Annotated in this window: 12 protein-coding genes; 9 read left to right on the forward strand and 3 right to left on the reverse strand. The window is 66.0% G+C overall.

The features are described from left to right. The first annotated feature begins 7 nt into the window (after nt 1-7). From GIW57_RS19830 to GIW57_RS19855, 6 genes are all read left to right on the forward strand, one after another. Nucleotides 8-529 (forward strand): 3-hydroxyanthranilate 3,4-dioxygenase, encoded by a 522-nt coding sequence (locus GIW57_RS19830; RefSeq protein ID WP_230112634.1) that lies wholly within the window; start codon nt 8-10, stop codon nt 527-529. A 251-nt stretch (nt 530-780) separates the two neighbouring features. Next, the gene (gene kynU, locus GIW57_RS19835) at nt 781-2,055 is read left to right on the forward strand and encodes a kynureninase (protein WP_236512446.1); all 1,275 of its coding nucleotides are present in this window, start codon (nt 781-783) and stop codon (nt 2,053-2,055) included. Nucleotides 2,056-2,085: 30 nt separating this feature from the next. Next, on the forward strand, nt 2,086-3,453 hold the full coding sequence (locus GIW57_RS19840; protein WP_236512448.1) for an NAD(P)/FAD-dependent oxidoreductase: 1,368 nt from the start codon (nt 2,086-2,088) through the stop codon (nt 3,451-3,453). Next, nucleotides 3,453-4,892 carry an exodeoxyribonuclease I gene (sbcB, locus tag GIW57_RS19845; protein WP_236512450.1) on the forward strand — a complete coding sequence of 480 codons (1,440 nt, stop codon included), beginning with the start codon at nt 3,453-3,455 and terminating at the stop codon, nt 4,890-4,892. Before GIW57_RS19840 ends, sbcB begins: the two co-directional genes overlap by 1 nt. Further along, nucleotides 4,889-5,575, forward strand: a complete 687-nt coding sequence (locus tag GIW57_RS19850) for a DUF2461 domain-containing protein (RefSeq protein ID WP_089236112.1) — start codon at nt 4,889-4,891, stop codon at nt 5,573-5,575. Before sbcB ends, GIW57_RS19850 begins: the two co-directional genes overlap by 4 nt. A gap of 73 nt (nt 5,576-5,648) precedes the next feature. Further along, on the forward strand, nt 5,649-6,200 hold the full coding sequence (locus tag GIW57_RS19855) for a DUF2939 domain-containing protein (RefSeq protein ID WP_236512452.1): 552 nt from the start codon (nt 5,649-5,651) through the stop codon (nt 6,198-6,200). A 159-nt stretch (nt 6,201-6,359) separates the two neighbouring features. On the opposite strand, the gene GIW57_RS19860 is transcribed toward GIW57_RS19855, so the two are convergent. From GIW57_RS19860 to GIW57_RS19870, 3 genes are all read right to left on the reverse strand, one after another. Further along, a complete protein-coding gene (locus GIW57_RS19860) occupies nt 6,360-7,304 on the reverse strand; it encodes a 5'-nucleotidase (RefSeq protein ID WP_033831508.1) in 945 nt (314 codons plus the stop codon). Between the two features lie 46 nt (nt 7,305-7,350). Continuing rightward, nucleotides 7,351-8,124: an NAD kinase gene (locus tag GIW57_RS19865; protein ID WP_089236114.1), complete on the reverse strand. Its 774-nt coding sequence runs from the start codon at nt 8,122-8,124 to the stop codon at nt 7,351-7,353. A gap of 295 nt (nt 8,125-8,419) precedes the next feature. Continuing rightward, the gene (locus GIW57_RS19870) at nt 8,420-13,396 is read right to left on the reverse strand and encodes an NAD-glutamate dehydrogenase domain-containing protein (protein ID WP_236512454.1); all 4,977 of its coding nucleotides are present in this window, start codon (nt 13,394-13,396) and stop codon (nt 8,420-8,422) included. Between the two features lie 250 nt (nt 13,397-13,646). On the opposite strand from GIW57_RS19870, the gene GIW57_RS19875 reads away from it, so the two are divergent. The 3 genes from GIW57_RS19875 to GIW57_RS19885 are packed head-to-tail and all read left to right on the forward strand — an operon-like array spanning nt 13,647 to nt 18,756. Then, a complete protein-coding gene (locus GIW57_RS19875; RefSeq protein ID WP_025876846.1) occupies nt 13,647-14,303 on the forward strand; it encodes a TetR/AcrR family transcriptional regulator in 657 nt (218 codons plus the stop codon). Continuing rightward, a complete protein-coding gene (locus GIW57_RS19880; RefSeq protein WP_236512456.1) occupies nt 14,303-15,568 on the forward strand; it encodes an efflux RND transporter periplasmic adaptor subunit in 1,266 nt (421 codons plus the stop codon). The genes GIW57_RS19875 and GIW57_RS19880 overlap by 1 nt, the downstream gene beginning before the upstream one ends. A 14-nt stretch (nt 15,569-15,582) precedes the next feature. Then, the gene (locus GIW57_RS19885) at nt 15,583-18,756 is read left to right on the forward strand and encodes a multidrug efflux RND transporter permease subunit (protein WP_236512458.1); all 3,174 of its coding nucleotides are present in this window, start codon (nt 15,583-15,585) and stop codon (nt 18,754-18,756) included. Nucleotides 18,757-18,765: the final 9 nt, after the last annotated feature.

Below are 18,765 nucleotides of genomic sequence, written 5' to 3' on the forward strand. Positions count from 1 at the left end.
CACCCCCATGCTTGCCTCCCCCATCAATCTGCTGGGCTGGATCGAGGAAAACCGGCATCTGTTGAAGCCGCCGGTCGGCAACAAGATGATCGACAACGGCGATTTCATCGTGATGGTGGTCGGCGGGCCAAACAGCCGCACCGATTTCCACTATGACGAAGGCCCGGAGTGGTTTTACCAGCTGGAAGGCGAGATGGTGCTGAAGGTGCAGGAGGATGGCGCGGTGCGCGATATCCCGATCCGCGCCGGCGAAATCTTCCTGCTGCCCGGCAAGGTGCCTCACTCACCGCGGCGCCCACCCGGCGGCGTCGGCCTGGTGGTGGAACGCAAGCGCCTGCCGCATGAGCGCGACGGCGTGATCTGGCATTGCGAGCGCTGCAACCACAAGCTGCACGAAGAGTACTTCACGCTGCAGAACATCGAGACCGACCTGCCGAAGGTATTCGCGCGCTACCAGGCCAGCCTGGAACTGCGCACCTGCAGCGAGTGCGGCCACGTGGATCCGTTGCCGGCACCGGCGACGGCCTGACAGCGCTCCCGCGCTGGTAGATGCCCACCTTGGTGGGCGCTTGGTCGCTCCCGCGCTGGTAGATGCCCACCTTGGTGGGCGCCCGGTCGCTCCCGCACTGGTAGATGCCCACCTTGGTGGGCGCCCGGTCGCACGTGCGCCAACCAAGGTTGGCGACTACCGCATCATGCGGCGCTGGTGCTGGGTTGGCAGGCACCGGATCATGCCCCAGGCGCTACACTGGCAGCCCCGTTGCAGCCTGTTGCCCGACCATGTCCGACCTGCTCAGCCGCACCCACGCCATTGCCCTTGATGCCGCCGATCCGCTGCGGCCGCTGCGGCAGGAATTCCTGATTCCGCGCCACGGTGGTGGTGAGCAGACCTACTTCGTCGGCAACTCGCTGGGCCTGCAACCGCGCGGCGCGCAGGCGGCGGTGCAGGAAGTGATGAAGCAGTGGGGCGAACTGGCGGTGGAAGGCCACTTCACCGGGCCGACCCAATGGCTGTCGTACCACCGCCTGGTCAGCGCGCAGCTGGCGCGCGTGGTCGGCGCACTGCCCAGCGAAGTGGTGGCGATGAACACGCTGAGCGTGAACCTGCACCTGATGATGGTCAGCTTCTACCGGCCCACGGCCGAACGCCCGGTGATCCTGATGGAAGCCGGCGCGTTCCCGACCGACCGCCATGCGGTGGAAGCACAGATCCGCTTCCATGGCTTCGACCCGGCCGACTGCCTGGTGGAAGTGCAGCCGGATGAAGCCAACGGCACGATCTCGATGGCCGCGATCGAACGCGCGATCGCCACGCACGGTCCGCGCCTGGCGCTGGTGCTGTGGCCTGGCGTGCAGTACCGCAGCGGCCAGGCGTTCGACCTGGATGCGATCACCCGCGCGGCACGCCTGCAGGGCGCGCGCATCGGCTTCGACCTGGCGCACTCGGTCGGCAACCTGCCGCTGCACCTGCATGACGTCGCCCCGGACTTCGCCGTGTGGTGCCACTACAAGTATCTCAACAGCGGCCCGGGCGCTGTGGCCGGTGCCTTCGTGCACGAACGCCATCATCGCGACACCACGCTGCCACGCTTTGCCGGCTGGTGGGGCCATGACGAAGCCACCCGCTTCCAGATGGCCCCGCAGTTCCAGCCCGCAGTTGGCGCCGAGGGCTGGCAGCTGAGCAATCCGCCGATCCTCGGCCTGGCGCCGCTGCGTGCATCGCTTGACCTGTTCGAACGTGCCGGCATGGAATCGCTGCGCAGCAAGTCGCTGGCGCTGACCGGCATGCTCGACGCACTGGTACGCGCGCGCCTGCCGCAGCTACTGGAAATCGTCACCCCGGCCGAACCCGAGCGCCGCGGCTGCCAGCTGTCGCTGCGGGTGATCGGCGGCCGCGAGCGCGGACGTGCCCTGTTCGAACATCTGCGCGCCATCGGCGTGCTGGGTGACTGGCGCGAACCGGACGTCATCCGCATCTCGCCCACCCCGCTCTACAACCGTTACCTGGACGTGCACCATTTCGTCGAGGAAGTGGAAGCCTGGGCCGGCCTGTAAGCCGCCCTCCCCCTACTGCTGGACAGTTCGTTGATCGCACATGCATCCCGCTCGCTGAGCATTGTCGGCGCCGGCCTGGCCGGATCCCTGCTGGCCATCCTGCTGTCACGGCAGGGCTGGCGCATTACCCTGTACGAACGCCGTGGCGATCCGCGCATCGCCGATTACGAGAGTGGTCGCTCGATCAACCTGGCCCTGGCCGAGCGCGGACGCAACGCGTTGCGCCAGGCCGGCGTGGAAGAGGAAGTGATGGCACGCGCGGTGATGATGCGCGGGCGCATGGTGCATCCACGCGAAGGCGAGCCGCAGCTGCAGCGCTACGGTCGCGACGACAGCGAAGTGATCTGGTCGATCCATCGCAGCGACCTCAATACCACATTGCTGGAACTGGCCGAGCAGGCCGGTGCCACGGTGCATTTCCACCGCCGCCTGCATACGGTCGATTTCGATGCTGGCTATGCGCGCTTCATCGATGATCGTGACGACAGTCCGCACGATATCCGCTTCGATACGCTGGTGGGTGCCGATGGCGCAGGCTCGGCGCTGCGTGCGGCGATGAACCGGCGCGAACCGCTGGGCGAGGACATTGCCTTCCTCGACCATTCCTACAAGGAACTGGAGATCCCACCGACCGACGATGGCGGCTTCCGTATCGAGCGCAATGCGCTGCACATCTGGCCACGCGGCCACTACATGTGCATCGCCCTGCCCAACCACGAAGGCACGTTCACCGTCACCCTGTTCCTGCCCAACCAAGGCGATCCGAGCTTCGCTACGGTCAACACCGGCATCCAGGCTGAAGCACTGTTCGCGCGTGAGTTCGCCGATACCCTGCCGCTGATTCCCAACCTGCGTACGGACTGGGAGCAGCATCCGCCGGGCCTGCTCGGTACGCTCACCCTGGAGCGTTGGCACCAGCAGGACCGCGCCGTGCTGATCGGTGATGCCGCGCACGCGATGGTGCCGTTCCACGGCCAGGGCATGAACTGTGCGTTCGAGGACTGCGTGGCACTGGCCCGCCATCTGGTGGAGGCGGACGACCTGCAGAGCGCCTTCGCCGCGTTCGAAGCCGAGCGCAAACCGAACGCGCGTGCGATCCAGCAGATGGCGCTGGAGAACTATCTGGAGATGCGCGACCGGGTGGCCGATCCGGCCTTCCTGCTGCAGCGTGAGCTGGAACAGGAGCTGCAGCGGCGCTGGCCAACGCACTTCGTCCCGCACTACACGATGGTGACCTTCCTGCACACGCCCTATGCCGAGGCACTGCGCCGCACCGACATCCAGCGCGAGATGCTGATCACCGCCACCGCTGGCCACGACACGCTGGACAACATCGACTGGAACGCACTGGAGGCGCAGATCCATGCGCGGCTGCCGGTGCTGGAGGGCGCGCACTGATGGCCGACAGCTTCCTGTTCTACGACCTGGAAACCTTCGGTCAGGATCCGCGCCGTACCCGCATCGCCCAGTACGCGGCGATCCGCACCGACAGCGATCTCAACGAGATCGACACGCCGGTCAGCTTCTTCGTGCGCCCGGCCGATGATCTGCTGCCCTCGCCGATGGCAACGATGGTCACCGGCATCACCCCGCAGCAGGCGCTGGCCGAAGGCATCAGCGAAGCCGAAGCATTCGATCGCATCAACGAGCAGCTTTCGCGTCCCGGCACCTGCGCGCTGGGCTACAACACCCTGCGCTTCGACGACGAGTTCATCCGCTACGGTCTGTTCCGCAACTTCCATGACCCGTACGAGCGCGAGTGGCGCAATGGCAATTCGCGCTGGGACCTGCTGGACATGCTGCGGCTGATGCATGCCATCCGTCCGGAGGGCATCCACTGGCCCAAGCGCGAAGACGGCGCCACGTCGTTCAAACTCGAACACCTGGCCGAGGCCAATGGCGTGCGCGAGGGCGATGCGCACGAAGCACTGTCGGACGTGCGCGCGACGATCGGCATGGCGCGCCTGTTCAAGCAGTCGCAGCCGCGGTTGTGGGACTACGCATTGAAGCTGCGCGACAAGCGTTTCGTCGGCAGCCTGCTCGACATCACCGCGCTGAAGCCGGTGCTGCATATCTCGATGCGTTACCCGGCCAGCCGCCTGTGCGCGGCGCCGGTGTTGCCGCTGGCGGTACATCCGACCATCAACAACCGGGTGATCGTGTTCGACCTCGATGGCGACATCGACGACCTGCTGGAACTGCCTGCCGAGGTGATCGCCCAGCGCCTGTACCTGCGTGCCAGCGAGCTGCCCGAAGGCGTAGCCCGGGTGCCGTTGAAGGAAGTGCACCTGAACAAGGTGCCGGCGTTGGTGGCCTGGAACCACCTGCGCGCCGATGACCACGCACGACTCGGGCTGGACGTGGCAGCGATCGAAGCCAAGGCCGAACGACTGCGCGCGTTCGCACCGCAGCTTGCCGAGAAGGCGCGCCAGGTCTACAACCAGCCGCGCGCAGCGAGCGTGTCCGACGTGGACGCTTCGCTGTACGACGGCTTCCTCGGTGCTGGCGACAAGCCGTTGCTGGCACTGGCACGGACCACGCCACCGGAACAGTTGGCTGCACTGGAAGGCCGCTTCCGCGACCCGCGCCTGCCCGAGCTGTTGTTCCGCTATCGCGCCCGCAATCATCCCGGCAGCCTCGCTCCGGAAGAACGCGAGCGCTGGAAGGCCTATCGCCGCCAGCGCCTGTTCGGCGAGGAAAGCCTGGGCGAACTCAACCTGGCCCAGTACCAGCAGCAGCTTGATGCGCTGGCGGCCGAAGCACCCGACGACGTTCGCCGCGCCACGCTGCTGCAATCGCTGCGTGACTGGGGCCAGCACCTGCAGGAGGACCTGTGAGCACCTATTTCTCCGATGCCAGTTTCAAGTTCCTGCGCAGCCTGGCGCTGCACAACGACAAGACCTGGTTCAACGACCATCGCCAGCAGTACGAAGACCACGTGCGGCAGCCGTTCCTGCGCCTGCTGGGTGACCTGCAACCGGCGCTGACCGAAGTGAGCGGACACTTCCGCGCAGACACCCGTGGCGTGGGCGGTTCGTTGTTCCGCATCCACCGTGACGCGCGTTTCTCCAACGATAAATCGCCGTACAAAACCTGGCAGGGCGCGCGCCTGTTCCATGAACGCCGCCGCGAAGTGGCCGCGCCCTCGTTCTACGTGCACCTGCAACCGGGCGAGAGCTTCGTCGGCGCCGGGCTGTGGCATCCCGAACCGGAAACCCAGCGCCGCGTCCGCCACTTCATCCTCGACAACCCGGGCAGCTGGAAGGCAGCCGCGCATGCACCGGCGCTGCGCAAGCGCTTCGACTTCGAAGAGACCGAGAAGCTGGTGCGTCCACCGCGCGGCTTCCCCGCCGACTTCGAATTCATCGATGACCTCAAGCATCGCAACTGGGTGATGTGGCGTTCGCTGGACGATGCCACGATGACCGGCCCGCGCCTGCTGTCTACGCTTGGCAAGGATCTGGCAGGGTTGGGCCCGTTCGTAGACTACCTCTGCGCCGCGCTGGATCTGGAGTTCTGACCGGCGCCGGGGCCGTCACTGGCATCACCCATCGTTCACCACCGGCGCCCCCACTTGCGGCAGGCTGTGCACCATGAAGAAGCTCATTGGCATCCTCGTTCTGCTGATCGTCGTGATGGCAGGCTGGTGGTTCGGTGGTCCGTACCTGACCGTGCATGGCCTGTCCAAGGCCATCGAACAACGCGACACCGCGCGCCTGGAACGGTACGTGGATTTCCCACGCGTGCGTACCAGCCTGCGCGCCCAGCTCAATGATTACCTGGTGCGCCAGGCCGGCCCCGAGGTGGCTGCCAGCCCCTTCGGCGCGCTGCTGTATGGGTTGGGCGACCAGCTGGGCGGTGCCGCGGTGGAAACCATGGTCACCCCCACCGGCATCGGCGCAATGCTGCAGGGCCATGTGCTGTGGAAGCGCGGCCGCAATGAACTGCAGGGTGGTGATGCCTTCGGCACGACCGAACCGGCGCGCCCGCTGAAGAACGCCGAACACCACTTCGAAGCGCTGGACCGCTTCGTGGTCGACGTTGATCGCGGTCCCGGCCAGCCACCGTTGAAGGTGGTGCTGGAACCGCAGGGCCTGCGTTGGAAGGTGGTGGACCTGCAGCTGGGGATGTCGGGAAGCCCGTAACCCCACTGTGATAGACCCCCACCTTGGTGGGCGCGGCTGCGCCGCGATGCCAACCAAGGTTGGCAACTACCGGGGCATGGCGCTCTGGTAGACGCCCACCTTGGTGGGCGCCGATACATGGCAGTGCCAACCAACGGTTGGCACCCACCGGCCATGGTTTCAGCCCTCGTTGGCGACACCATGCGGCACATGACCGGCGGCCACGTGTTCACGTGCACTGTCGATGTTGTGCTGCGAATCATCAAAGAAGATATCGGCACCGAACGCCTGCAGGAACGGGCCCTTGTGCCGACCACCGAGGAACAGCGCCTCGTCCAGGCGCACGCCCCATTCGCGCAGGGTGCGGATCACCCGCTCATGCGCCGGCGCAGAACGCGCGGTCACCAGCGCCGTGCGGATGGGCGCGCTGTCGCCAGCCGGGAATACTTCCTGCAACGTGTGCAGCGCCGAGAGGAAACCGCGAAACGGACCGCCACTGAGTGGCTCGCGTGCACGTTCGCGTTCGTGCCGGCCGAAGGCTTCCACGCCCTGCTCGCGCGAGATGCGCTCGCTCTCATCGCCGAAGATCACCGCATCACCATCGAAGGCGATGCGCAGCTGCCCGGCCGGGCGGGTGATGTCGATCTGGTCGGCGGCAGCGGCGGCAGTCTCGCCCGGTGGCTTGGGCAGGATGGTCGCCGCGGCGATGCCATGGCGCAGCGCGCTGCGCACCGATTCCGGGTTGGCCGACAGGAACAGGTCGGTGCCGAACGGCTTCACGTACGGCCACGTCGGCTCACCGGCGGTGAAGGTCGCGCGGATGATGCCCAGCCCGTAGTGCTGGATGGAATTGAAGATGCGCAGGCCGGTATCGGCCGAGTTGCGCGACAGCAGGATCACTTCCACGCGCGGGTTCTCGGGGCTGGCGCCCTGGTTCAGCGCCAGCAGTTTGCGCACCACCGGGAAGGCCACGCCCGGCCCGAGGATGTCGTCCTCGTGCTGGCGCTGGTACTCGGCATAGGCGGCCACGCCATCGCTCTCGAACAGCGCATGGCTTTCTTCCAGGTCGAACAGCGCACGCGAGGTCACCGCGACGGTCAGCAAACGGGGGGAGTTGTCGCCCATCGGTGGGGTCCTTCAAGCGGTCGGCAGGGCCGGCCGCCTATTGTCGTCAAAAAACGAACTGTTCGCTCAGGATCCGGTCTTCCAGGTTGTGCTCCGGGTCGAACAGCAGGGTCACCCGGTGCTCGCGCGACTCGCGGATCGTCACTTCGACCACATCACGGGTCTCGTGCGAATCGGCGGTGACGCTGACCGGACGCTTGTAGGGATCGAGCACGCGGAAGCGCACTTCGGTGTCGGCCTTGAGGATGGCGCCGCGCCAGCGCCGCGGGCGATACGGGGCCAGCGGCGTCAGGGCGATGGTGTGCGAGCCCAGCGGCAGCACCGGTCCATGCGCCGAGTAGTTGTAGGCGGTGCTTCCGGCCGGCGTGGCCACCAGCACGCCATCGCCGATCAGTTCGCCCACCCGCTCCTGGCCATTGAGGTCGATGCCGATATGCGCCGCCTGCCGGGTCTGGCGCAGCAGCGAGACGTCGTTGTAGGCCAGCGACCCGGTGGTGGTGCCCGATTCGGTCAGCGCCACCATTTCCAGCGGCCGCAGGTGGGCCGGCTCGGCGCGGGCGATACGCGCATGCACGTCGTCGTCGCCGCGGTACTGGTTCATCAGGAAACCCACCGTGCCCAGCTTCATCCCGAATACCGGTTTGCCCAGGTGTCCGTGACGATGCAGGGTCTGCAGCATGAAGCCATCGCCACCGAGCGGACACAGCACGTCGGCCTGGTCGGGCGCGTGGTCGCCATAGCGCGAGACCATCGCTGCGCGGGCCATCTGCGCAGGTTCGGTGGTACTGGCCAGGAAAGCGATGCGGGGGGTGTCGCTCATCGGTGGATCCGGGGGAAGGCGTGGTGGAGAGCATAACCGAGCGCCGGGGGATGGACCCCGCGTGGCGGATGACCGGCATATCCGCCGGGACACGCCGTAAACCCATCCATGGGGGCTCGATCGCGCCATCCATGGCGCTCACGGTCCCGGCGGATATGCCGGTCATCCACCTGGCAGGTTCACGGCCGGCGTCGGGTCAGGTGGTCGCAAAGGTCAAGGGCAGAAACAGAACGGCCCCGCTTTCGCGGGGCCGTTCCGGTTCACGCATGCCAGGCATGGCCTGGCACTACTTCACTTACGCGCCGTGGGCAGCCAGCTGACCCAGGCGCTGGACCGCGACCGAGACGGTCGGGTAGTCCAGGGTCTTCTGCTCGGCCAGTTCTGCCAGCATCGCCAGGGTGAAGCGCAGGCTGCTGTCGTCACGACCGATCCATGCAGCCACCTTGGCTTCAGCGGTGCTGCCCTTGGTGGCCAGCACCTGGCCAGCCAGGCTGCGGTGGTGTGCCGCCAGTTCGTCGCGCAGCACGCCACGTGCCACCGCGTGCCAGCGGCCGTTGACCTCCAGCGCGTCGATCTGCTCGAACAGCCACGGCAGCTGCAGGGCGTCGCCCAGGCGGAAGTGGATCTTGGAGACATCCACCGGCTTCAGCTTGCGGGTACGGGCCAGTTCGATGATGTCGAACGCCGGTTCCAGGAAGTGCAGTTCGGCCAGCTGCTGTGCCAATGCCGACGGCAGGCCCTTTTCCTTCCACTCGGCCACCAGGGCCTCGTAGGTCGGACGCTGCGAATCCGGCAGCACACCCGAAGCAACACGGATGTCGTTGAACGGACCCTGGTAGCGGTTGACCGCCTCGGTGATGCCCGGCATCGGGCCCGGGCGCGACAGCAGCCAGCGTACGAACGAACGCTGCAGCTTCCAGATCACTTCCAGCGCATCGATCTGCACCGACTCCGGCAGGGTGCCGTCGAGGGCGTCGATCTGCGCCCACAGCGCGCGGGCATCCAACGTTTCGCGGCTGATGGTGTAGGCCTTTGCGACCTCGGCAATGGAGCGGCCGGTGTCTTCCTGCATGCGCATCAGGAAGGTGGCGCCCATGCGGTTGATGGTCTGGTTGGTCACGGCCGTGGCGATGATTTCGCGCTTCAGGCGGTGACGCTCCATCGCGTCGGCGTACTTCTTCTGCAGCGGGGTCGGGAAGTAGCGCTGCAGTTCCTTGGAAAGGTACGGATCTTCCGGAATGTCCGAATCCAGCAGCTGGGCGAACGCCACCAGCTTGGAATAGGACAGCAGCACCGACAGTTCCGGACGGGTCAGGCCCTGGCCGCGCGCCTTGCGCTGGGACAGCTCGGCATCGGAGGGCAGGAACTCGATCTGGCGATCCAGCAAGCCCTGCTGTTCCAGCGTACGGATGAAGTGCTGCTTGGAACCCAGACGCTTGACCGCCATCCGCTCCATCAGGCTCAGCGCCTGGTTCTGGCGGTAGTTGTCGTTGAGCACCAGCGCAGCGACTTCGTCGGTCATCGACGCCAGCAGCTTGTTGCGCTGCTCGACGGTCAGCTTCTTGGCCCGCACCACATCATTGAGCAGGATCTTGATGTTGACTTCATGGTCGGAGGTATCCACACCGGCCGAGTTGTCGATGAAGTCGGTGTTGAGCAGCACGCCGGCCTGGGCGGCTTCGATGCGGCCCAGCTGGGTCATGCCCAGGTTGCCGCCCTCGCCCACCACCTTGCAGCGCAGCTCGCCACCGTTCACGCGCAGGGCGTTGTTGGCGCGGTCGCCGACATCGCTGTGCTGCTCGCTGGCGGCCTTGACGTAGGTACCGATGCCGCCGTTCCACAGCAGATCGACCGGTGCCTTCAGGATCGCGCTCATCAGGTCATTCGGCGACAGCGCCTTGACGCTCTCGTCCAGGCCCAGCACCTCACGCACCTGCGGGGTGATCTCGATCGACTTCAGGCTGCGCGGATACACGCCGCCGCCCTTGCTGATCAGCTTGGCGTCGTAGTCCGCCCAGCTCGAACGCGGCACGGTGAACAGACGCTCACGTTCGACGAACGTGGTCGCTGCATCCGGGTTCGGGTCCAGGAAGATGTGGCGGTGGTCGAACGCAGCGACCAGGCGGATGTGGCGCGACAACAGCATGCCGTTGCCGAACACGTCGCCGGACATGTCGCCGACGCCGACCGCGGTGAAGTCCTGGGTCTGGCTGTCACGGCCCAGTGCACGGAAGTGGCGCTTGACCGACTCCCATGCGCCGCGCGCGGTGATGCCCATGCCCTTGTGGTCGTAACCGACCGAACCGCCGGAGGCGAACGCATCGCCCATCCAGAAGCCGTGCGCGATGGCCAGGCCGTTGGCGATGTCGGAGAAGGTCGCGGTGCCCTTGTCGGCAGCCACCACCAGGTACGGATCGTCCATGTCGTGGCGGACCACGTCCACCGGCGGCACGATCTTGTTGTTGACGATGTTGTCGGTGATGTCCAGCAGGCCCTGGATGAACAGCTTGTAGCAGGCCACGCCGTTGGCGAAGATCGCATCGCGATCGCCGTTCACCGGCGGCATCTTGGCGAAGAAGCCGCCCTTCGCGCCGACCGGCACGATGACGGTGTTCTTGACCATCTGCGCCTTGACCAGGCCCAGCACTTCGGTACGGAAGTCTTCGCGACGATCCGACCAGCGCAGGCCGCCACGGGCGACGGCACCGAAGCGCAGGTGGGTACCTTCCACGCGCGGGCCGTACACGAAGATTTCGCGGTACGGACGCGGCTTGGGCAGGTCCGGCACCAGGGCCGAATCGAACTTGAAGCTGATGACATGGCCGTGCTGGCCGTTGGCATCGGTCTGGTAGTAGCTGGTGCGAAGGGTCGCATCGATCACGCCCATGAAGGAACGCAGGATGCGGTCCTCGTCCAGGCTCGACACGCGGTCCATCAGCTTCAGCAGCGCTTCGCGCGCGGCCTGCATCTGCGCCTCGCGGTCACCCTTGCGGGCGTCGACCACGGTCTTGAGCACCTTCAGGGTGGCCTCGTCGCCGGCAGCCAGCACATCGAGGTGGGCCTTCAGCTGCGCCTGGCCGGTGGCGATGTCTTCCTTGCTTTCATGACCGGTGGCCGGATCGAAGCGGGCTTCGAACAATTCGACCAGCAGGCGTGCCAGCAGCGGGTAGCGGGTGAAGGTACCTTCCACGTACGCCTGCGAGAACGGCACGCCGGTCTGCAGCAGGTACTTGCAGTAGCCGCGCAGCATGGCGACCTGGCGCCAGTGCAGGCCGGCCGCCAGCACCAGGCGGTTGAAGCCATCGTTCTCGGCGTCGCCGTGCCACACGCGGGCAAAGGTCTCGCCGAAGGCTTCATCGACGCTGGCGGCGTCGATCGCACCAGCGGTCGATTCGACCTCGAAGTCCTGCACGTACACCGGCGCGTTGTCCACCGACAGGCGGTACGGACGCTCGGCGATCACGCGCAGGCCCATGTTTTCCATCATCGGCAGCGCGTCCGACAGCGGGATGTCATCCAGCTGGCGGTACAGCTTCAGGCGCAGGCCATCGCCGGATTCGCGCGGCACGGCCTGCAGGCTCAGACGCAGGTCATCCGGGCCGGTCAGCGCATCGAGCTGGCTGACATCGTTGGCGGCAACGGCGGTGCTGTTGTCTTCGATGTAGCCAGCCGGCAGCGCCTTGCCGATACGCGCAGCGATGCGCAGGCCTTCAGCTTCGCCGTGGCGGGTGACCAGCGCTTCGCGCAGATCGTCCTGCCAGTTGCGCAGCACCTGGGCCAGCTTCTGCTCCAGTTCGGCGGTATCGACGTCGAGCATTTCGCCCGGCTTCGGGCGCACGATCAGGTGCACCTGGGCCAACGGCGATTCACCCAGCACCACCGAGCTGTCCACGTACTCGCCGTGCAGCGCGTCCTTGAGCATCGCTTCGATGCGCAGGCGCACGTCGGTGTTGAAACGCTCGCGCGGCAGGTAGACCAGCGCGGAAATGAAACGGCTGTACTTGTCGCGACGCAGGAACAGCCGGCTGCGCACACGCTCCTGCAGGCCCAGCACGCCCATCGCGGTGCGGAACAGTTCGTCCTCGCTGGACTGGAACAGTTCTTCGCGCGGCAGGGTTTCCAGGATGTGGCGCAGGGCCTTGCCGCTATGGCTGGAGCCAGCCAGGCCGGACTGCTTCATCACGTGTTCGTAGCGCTGACGCACCAGCGGGATTTCCCACGGGCGGCGGTTGTAGGCGCTGGAGGTGAACAGGCCAAGGAAGCGCTGTTCGCCGATGATCTTGCCCTTGGCGTCGAATTCCAGCACGCCGATGTAGTCCATGTAGCCGGCGCGGTGCACGCGCGAACGGGCATTGGTCTTGGTCAGGATCAACGCGTCCTTCAGCCCGGACGTGGTGTTCAGGCCCTGGGCGGCCAGGGTCTTGACCGGACGTGCGGCCGACTTGTCCTTGCCGCGCATCAGGCCCAGGCCGGTATCGTTCAGCGGCGCCAGCACGTCTTCCTTGCCCTGCTTCTCGACGCGGTACTCGCGGTAGCCGAAGAAGGTGAAGTGGTTGTCGGCGGCCCAGCGCAGGAATTCCTGTGCTTCCTTGCGCGAGGCAGCGTCGACCGGCAGCTGGCGGCTGCCAAGGTCGTCGGCCAGCGCCAGCGCCTTGTCCTGCATCGGCTGCCAGTCACGCACGATGGCGCGCACTTCATCCAGCGCCTTGTTGATGGCCTGCTCGATGTCCGCCATGGCTTCGGCCGGCTGGCGGTCGATCTCCAGCAGCATCACCGATTCCAGCTGGCCCTCGCCGACCTTGGTCAGCTTGCCGGCCTTGTCACGGGTGAAATGCAGCACCGGGTGGCCCAGTACATGCACGCCAACGCCATGCTCGGCCAGCGACATGGTCACAGTGTCGACCAGGAACGGCATGTCGTCGTTGATGATCTGCAGCACGGTGTGCGGCGATTCCCAACCGTTGGCCTTCACCGTCGGGTTGAAGACGCGGACGTTGGCCTTGCCGGCCTTGCGGGCGCGGGCGAATTCCAGCGTTTCGGCAGCAAGCGCGGCCCATTCCTCAGCGCTGTGATGGGGGAACTCGTCGGCCTCCATGCGCTTGTAGAAGCTGGAGGCGAATGCCACTGCCTCGGCCTGAGCGGCCGCGGGGTAACGCTTGCGCAAGGCCGTGTACACCGGCTCCAGGGAGAAACCAGCGGTCACTGCGACCTCCGACTCAACTGGTTTGCTTTTGTTTTTCACGGTCTTGGCTGCGGTTTTTTGCGGTTTCATGGCAGAGCGGCGCGCTTGCTCAGTTGGGAAAATGAAATTGTAGCCCTACCGCACGAAAAGGCCTTGCTGCAGGACGGAATAACCAGATTCGGGTTTGCTGCGGTTTAGACGCCCTATTCAGTTCGCACCGGTATGGGCATCGCGCTCGCACAGCGTTGCCGACAGGATCGGCAAAACGTGTTACCGGAAGACACATGCGGCAACATCGGCGCGATTCCACAATCCTGAACTGGACGGTATAGTCCACCGCGTGAATCCGGCCTACCTTCCTGTCGCCCTCGACGCGCGTGATGAGCGCGTGTTCGATGCCGTGCGCGAACTGCTTGCTCAACAGGGCATGCAGATGAGCATGGACGCGGTCGCCCAGCATGCTGGCTGCTCGAAGCAGACCCTGTACTCGCGCTACGGCAACAAGCAGGCCCTGCTGCGGCGGGTGATGCAGCGCCACGTCGGTCACGCGACCGGGGCCATGCTGCGTGCACTCCGCGGTGACGACCTGCGTGGCAGCCTGCTGCAATTCGCCACCGACTTCCTGGAGCACTTCAACCAGCCCCACGTCGGCCAGGCCTGCCGCCTGATCGCCGCCGATGCAGCACAGTTTCCCGAAGAGGCGCGTACGCTGTACCGGCATGGCGCCGGCGCGTTGACGCTTCATCTTGCTGAATGGATTGAAACCGTTTGCAGTCGTGGTCTGCTGCGGCATGACGACCCGCACTTCATGGCCGAACTGCTGCTGAGCATGATCGCCGGTCAGGATTTCGACAAACAGCGCTTCCATACCCCCCATCGTGATGACGCAGCGTTGCGTCGGCGCTGGGCAGAGTTCTCCGTCGATGGCTTCCTGCGCGCGTTCGCGCCGCAGCCCTCGCCGGCCCCGTCTTCAAACCAACCCCGGAGTTCCTCCTGATGACCGCCCCACTCCGCACCCTTGCCTTGACGTGCGCCGTTGCTGTCGCCGTAGCTGCCTGCAAGAAGCCGGAACAGCCGACGCCCCCACCGCCGGAGGTGGGCGTGATCGACGCCAAGCCGCAGACCCTGCCGCTGCAGCGCGAGCTGGTCGGTCGCCTGTCGCCGTTCCGCAGCGCCGATGTGCGCGCCCGCGTACCTGGCGTGCTGCTCAAGCGCGTCTATCAGGAAGGCAGCGAGGTCAAGCAGGGCCAGACCCTGTTCCTGATCGATCCGGCACCGCTGCGCGCCTCGCTCAGCGCCTCCGAAGCCCAGCTGGCGTCGGCCCGCGCGACCTACGCCAACGCCAAGGTCGCCGCTGACCGCGCCCGTTCGCTGGCACCGCAGAAGTTCGTGTCCAAGGCCGACCTGGACAACGCCGAGTCGGCCGAGCGCACCGCGCTGGCCGCAGTCAAGCAGGCCGAAGCCTCGGTGACCAGCAGCCGCATCAGCCTGGGCTATACCAACGTCACCGCCCCGATCAGCGGCGTGGCCAACAAGCAGCAGGTGACCGAAGGCGCGCTGGTCGGCCAGGGCGATGTGACCCTGCTGACCACCGTGGACCAGCTCGACCCGCTATACGTGAACTTCTCGCTGAGCGTGGATGAACTGACCCAGCTGCGTGCGCAGCAGGCCAAGGGCACGCTGGCCCTGTCCGGCGACGGCAAGGCCACGGTCAACGTCAAGCTGGCCGACGGCAGCACCTACAGCGAGCCGGGCACGCTGGACTTCTCCTCGACCACGGTCGACCCGGCTACCGGCGCGGTGTCGCTGCGCGCGTTGCTGCCGAACCCGCAGAAGATCCTGCTGCCGGGCGCCTTCGTCAGCTTCCAGGCCAACCTGGGCGAACGCAACAACGCCTATCTGGTGCCGCAGCAGGCGCTGCTGCGTGACACCACCGGCGGCTATGTGATGGTGGTCGGCGCCGACGGCAAGGTCGTCCGCAAGAACGTCAAGACCGACGGCGCGCAGAACGGCAACTGGCTGGTCAGCGAAGGCCTGGCCGCCGGTGACAAGGTGGTCGTCGCCGGCGTACAGAAGGTCAAGGAAGGTACGCCGGCCACGGCCAAGCCGTGGACCCCGGGCCAGGACGCCAACGGCAAGCCTGCCGCCGGCGGCGCTGCTCCGGGCGCGCCTGCCACGGCTCCGGCCGACGCCAAGGCACCGGCCAAGACTGACCAGGCCGACCAGGCCGAGCCGGCCGCCACCGAATCGAACAAGCAGTAACGGGACCTTCCGTCATGCCTAAATTTTTCATCGAACATCCAGTCTTCGCCTGGGTGGTGGCGATCCTGATCTCGCTCAGCGGCGTGATCGCGATCCTCAACCTCGGCGTAGAGTCCTACCCCAACATCGCCCCGCCGCAGGTGACCGTCTCGGCCACCTATCCGGGCGCGAGCGCGGACACCACGGAGAAGTCGGTCACCCAGGTGATCGAGCAGCAGCTGACCGGTATCGATCACCTGCTGTACTTCAGCTCCTCGTCCGCGTCCAACGGCCGCGCCTCGATCACCCTGACCTTCGAGACCGGTACCGATCCGGACATCGCCCAGGTGCAGGTGCAGAACAAGGTATCGCTGGCCACGCCGCGACTGCCTTCGGAAGTCACCCAGCAGGGCGTGGTGGTGGCCAAGGCCAACGCCGGCTTCCTGATGGTGGTGGCGCTGCAGTCCGATACGCCGACCATCAACCGTGACGCGCTGAACGACATCGTCGGCTCGCGCGTGCTCGACCAGGTCTCGCGCATCCCCGGCGTCGGCAGCACCCAGCAGTTCGGCTCCGAGTACGCCATGAACATCTGGCTCAACCCGGAAAAGATGCAGGGCTATGGCCTGTCGGCCAGCCAGGTACTGGCGGCGGTACGCGCGCAGAACGTGCAGTTCGCCGCCGGTGCGCTGGGCTCCGACCCGTCGCCGGAAGGCCAGCACTTCACCGCCACGGTGTCGGCCGAAGGTCGCTTCAGCTCGCCGCAGGAGTTCGAGAACATCATCCTGCGGGCCAATGCTGATGGCTCGCGCGTGCTGCTGAAGGACATCGCCCGCGTTGCCTTCGGCGCCAACAACTACGGCTTCGATACCCAGTACAACGGCAAGCCGACCGGCGCCTTCGCGATCCAGCTGCTGCCGGGCGCCAACGCCCTGAACGTGGCCGAGGCCGTGCGCGGCAAGATGGACGAGCTGCAGCCCAGCTTCCCGTCCGGCGTCACCTGGTTCTCGCCGTACGACAGCACCACCTTCGTCAAGATCTCGATCCAGGAAGTGGTCAAGACCCTGTTCGAAGCGGTGTTGCTGGTGTTCCTGGTGATGCTGATCTTCCTGCAGAACTTCCGCGCCACCCTGATCCCGACCCTGGTCATCCCGGTGGCCCTGCTGGGTACGTTCCTGGGCATGTGGATGATCGGCTTCACGATCAACCAGCTGACCCTGTTCGCGATGGTGCTGGCGATCGGCATCGTGGTCGATGACGCGATCGTGGTGATCGAGAACGTCGAACGCATCATGACCGAGGAAGGCCTGGCGCCGAAGCCGGCCACGCAGAAGGCGATGACCCAGATCACCGGCGCGGTGGTGGCGATCACCGTGGTGCTGGCGGCGGTGTTCATCCCCTCGGCCCTGCAGGGCGGTGCGGCCGGTGAAATCTACAAGCAGTTCGCCCTGACCATCGCCATCTCGATGGCGTTCTCGGCGTTCCTGGCACTGGGCTTCACCCCGGCGCTGTGCGCGACGTTCCTCAAGCCGACGCACAACGACAACCCGAACATCGTCTACCGCACCTTCAACAAGTACTACGACAAGATCAGCCACACCTATGTGGGCCACATCACCTCCGCGGTGCGCCATGCACCGCGCTGGATGATCCTGTTCGTGGTGCTGACCGCGCTGTGCGGCTTCCTGTTCACCCGCATGCCGGGCAGCTTCCTGCCGGAAGAAGACCAGGGCTATGCACTGGCGATCGTGCAGTTGCCGCCAGGCTCGACCAAGAGCCAGACCAACGAAGCGTTCGCACAGATGCGCGGCATCCTGGAAAAGCAGGATGGCTATGAAGGCATGCTGCAGGTGGCCGGCTTCAGCTTCGTCGGTTCCGGCGAGAACGTGGGCATGGGCTTCATCCGCCTGAAGCCGTGGGAAGAGCGCAAGTTCACTGCTCCGGAATTCATCCAGAACATGAACGGCGCGTTCTACGGCATCAAGGAAGCGCAGATCTTCGTGGTCAACCTGCCGACCGTGCAGGGCCTTGGCCAGTTCGGTGGCTTCGACATGTGGTTGCAGGACCGTAGTGGTGCCGGTTACGAGCAGCTGACCCAGGCCCGCAACATCCTGCTCGGCCAGGCCGCGCAGAAGCCGGACCATCTGGTTGGTGTGCGCCCCAACGGCCTGGAAAACGCCCCGCAGCTGCAGCTGCACGTGGACCGCGTGCAGGCGCAGTCGATGGGCATGTCGGTGTCGGACGTGTACAGCACCATCCAGCTGATGCTGGCCCCGGTGTACGTCAACGACTTCTTCTACGAAGGCCGCATCAAGCGCGTGACCATGCAGGCCGATGGTCCGTACCGCACCGGCCAGGAATCGCTGAAGAGCTTCTACAGCCCGTCCAGCCTGACCACCAATACCGATGGCACCAACGCGATGATCCCGTTGAGCACGGTGGTCAAGTCCGAATGGGTCTCGGCACCGCCGTCGCTGAGCCGCTACAACGGCTACTCGGCGATCAACATCGTCGGTTCGCAGGCACCGGGTACCAGCTCGGGTGAAGCGATGCAGACCATGGAAGGCATCGTCAACGACGACCTGCCGGCGGGCTTCGGCTACGACTGGTCCGGCCTGTCCTACCAGGAAATCCTGGCCGGCAACGCCGCGACGCTGCTGCTGGTGCTGTCCATCGTGGTGGTGTTCCTGTGCCTGGCCGCGCTGTATGAAAGCTGGTCGATCCCGGTGGCGGTGCTGCTGGTGGTACCGCTCGGCGTGCTGGGTGCACTCGCCCTGTCGATGATGCGTGGCCTGCCGAACGACCTGTTCTTCAAGATCGGCCTGATCACGGTGATCGGCCTGGCCGCGAAGAACGCGATCCTGATCGTGGAGTTCGCGGTGGAGCAGCGTGCGGCGGGCAAGACCCTGCGCGATGCCACCATCGAAGCGGCGCGCCTGCGCTTCCGCCCGATCCTGATGACGTCCTTCGCGTTCATCATGGGCGTCATCCCGATGGCGATCTCCACCGGCGCCGGCGCCAACTCCCGCCACGCCATCGGCACCGGCGTGATCGGCGGCATGCTGTTCGCCACCCTGCTCGGCCTGTTGATGATCCCGGTGTTCTTCGTGGTCGTGCGGCGCATGCTGGGCGACAAGCTGGATGAACCGTCGAAGGAATTCCTCGGCCGCCAGCGTGATGCGGAATCCGCCCACCGCCCGGATCGTTGATCCGGCGGT

It is taken from the genome of Stenotrophomonas sp. PA-6-5C (genome assembly GCF_021605635.1).
GTDB lineage: Bacteria > Pseudomonadota > Gammaproteobacteria > Xanthomonadales > Xanthomonadaceae > Stenotrophomonas > Stenotrophomonas lactitubi.

Bases quoted from the DNA above. Each gene is read 5' to 3' on its own strand.
- GIW57_RS19830 (WP_230112634.1), top strand. From the start codon at position 8: ATGCTTGCCTCCCCCATCAATCTGCTGGGCTGGATCGAGGAAAACCGG.
- kynU (WP_236512446.1), top strand. From the start codon at position 781: ATGTCCGACCTGCTCAGCCGCACCCACGCCATTGCCCTTGATGCCGCC.
- sbcB (WP_236512450.1), top strand. From the start codon at position 3,453: ATGGCCGACAGCTTCCTGTTCTACGACCTGGAAACCTTCGGTCAGGAT.
- GIW57_RS19855 (WP_236512452.1), top strand. From the start codon at position 5,649: ATGAAGAAGCTCATTGGCATCCTCGTTCTGCTGATCGTCGTGATGGCA.
- GIW57_RS19860 (WP_033831508.1), bottom strand. From the start codon at position 7,304: ATGGGCGACAACTCCCCCCGTTTGCTGACCGTCGCGGTGACCTCGCGT.
- GIW57_RS19865 (WP_089236114.1), bottom strand. From the start codon at position 8,124: ATGAGCGACACCCCCCGCATCGCTTTCCTGGCCAGTACCACCGAACCT.
- GIW57_RS19870 (WP_236512454.1), bottom strand. From the start codon at position 13,396: ATGAAACCGCAAAAAACCGCAGCCAAGACCGTGAAAAACAAAAGCAAA.
- GIW57_RS19880 (WP_236512456.1), top strand. From the start codon at position 14,303: ATGACCGCCCCACTCCGCACCCTTGCCTTGACGTGCGCCGTTGCTGTC.
- GIW57_RS19885 (WP_236512458.1), top strand. From the start codon at position 15,583: ATGCCTAAATTTTTCATCGAACATCCAGTCTTCGCCTGGGTGGTGGCG.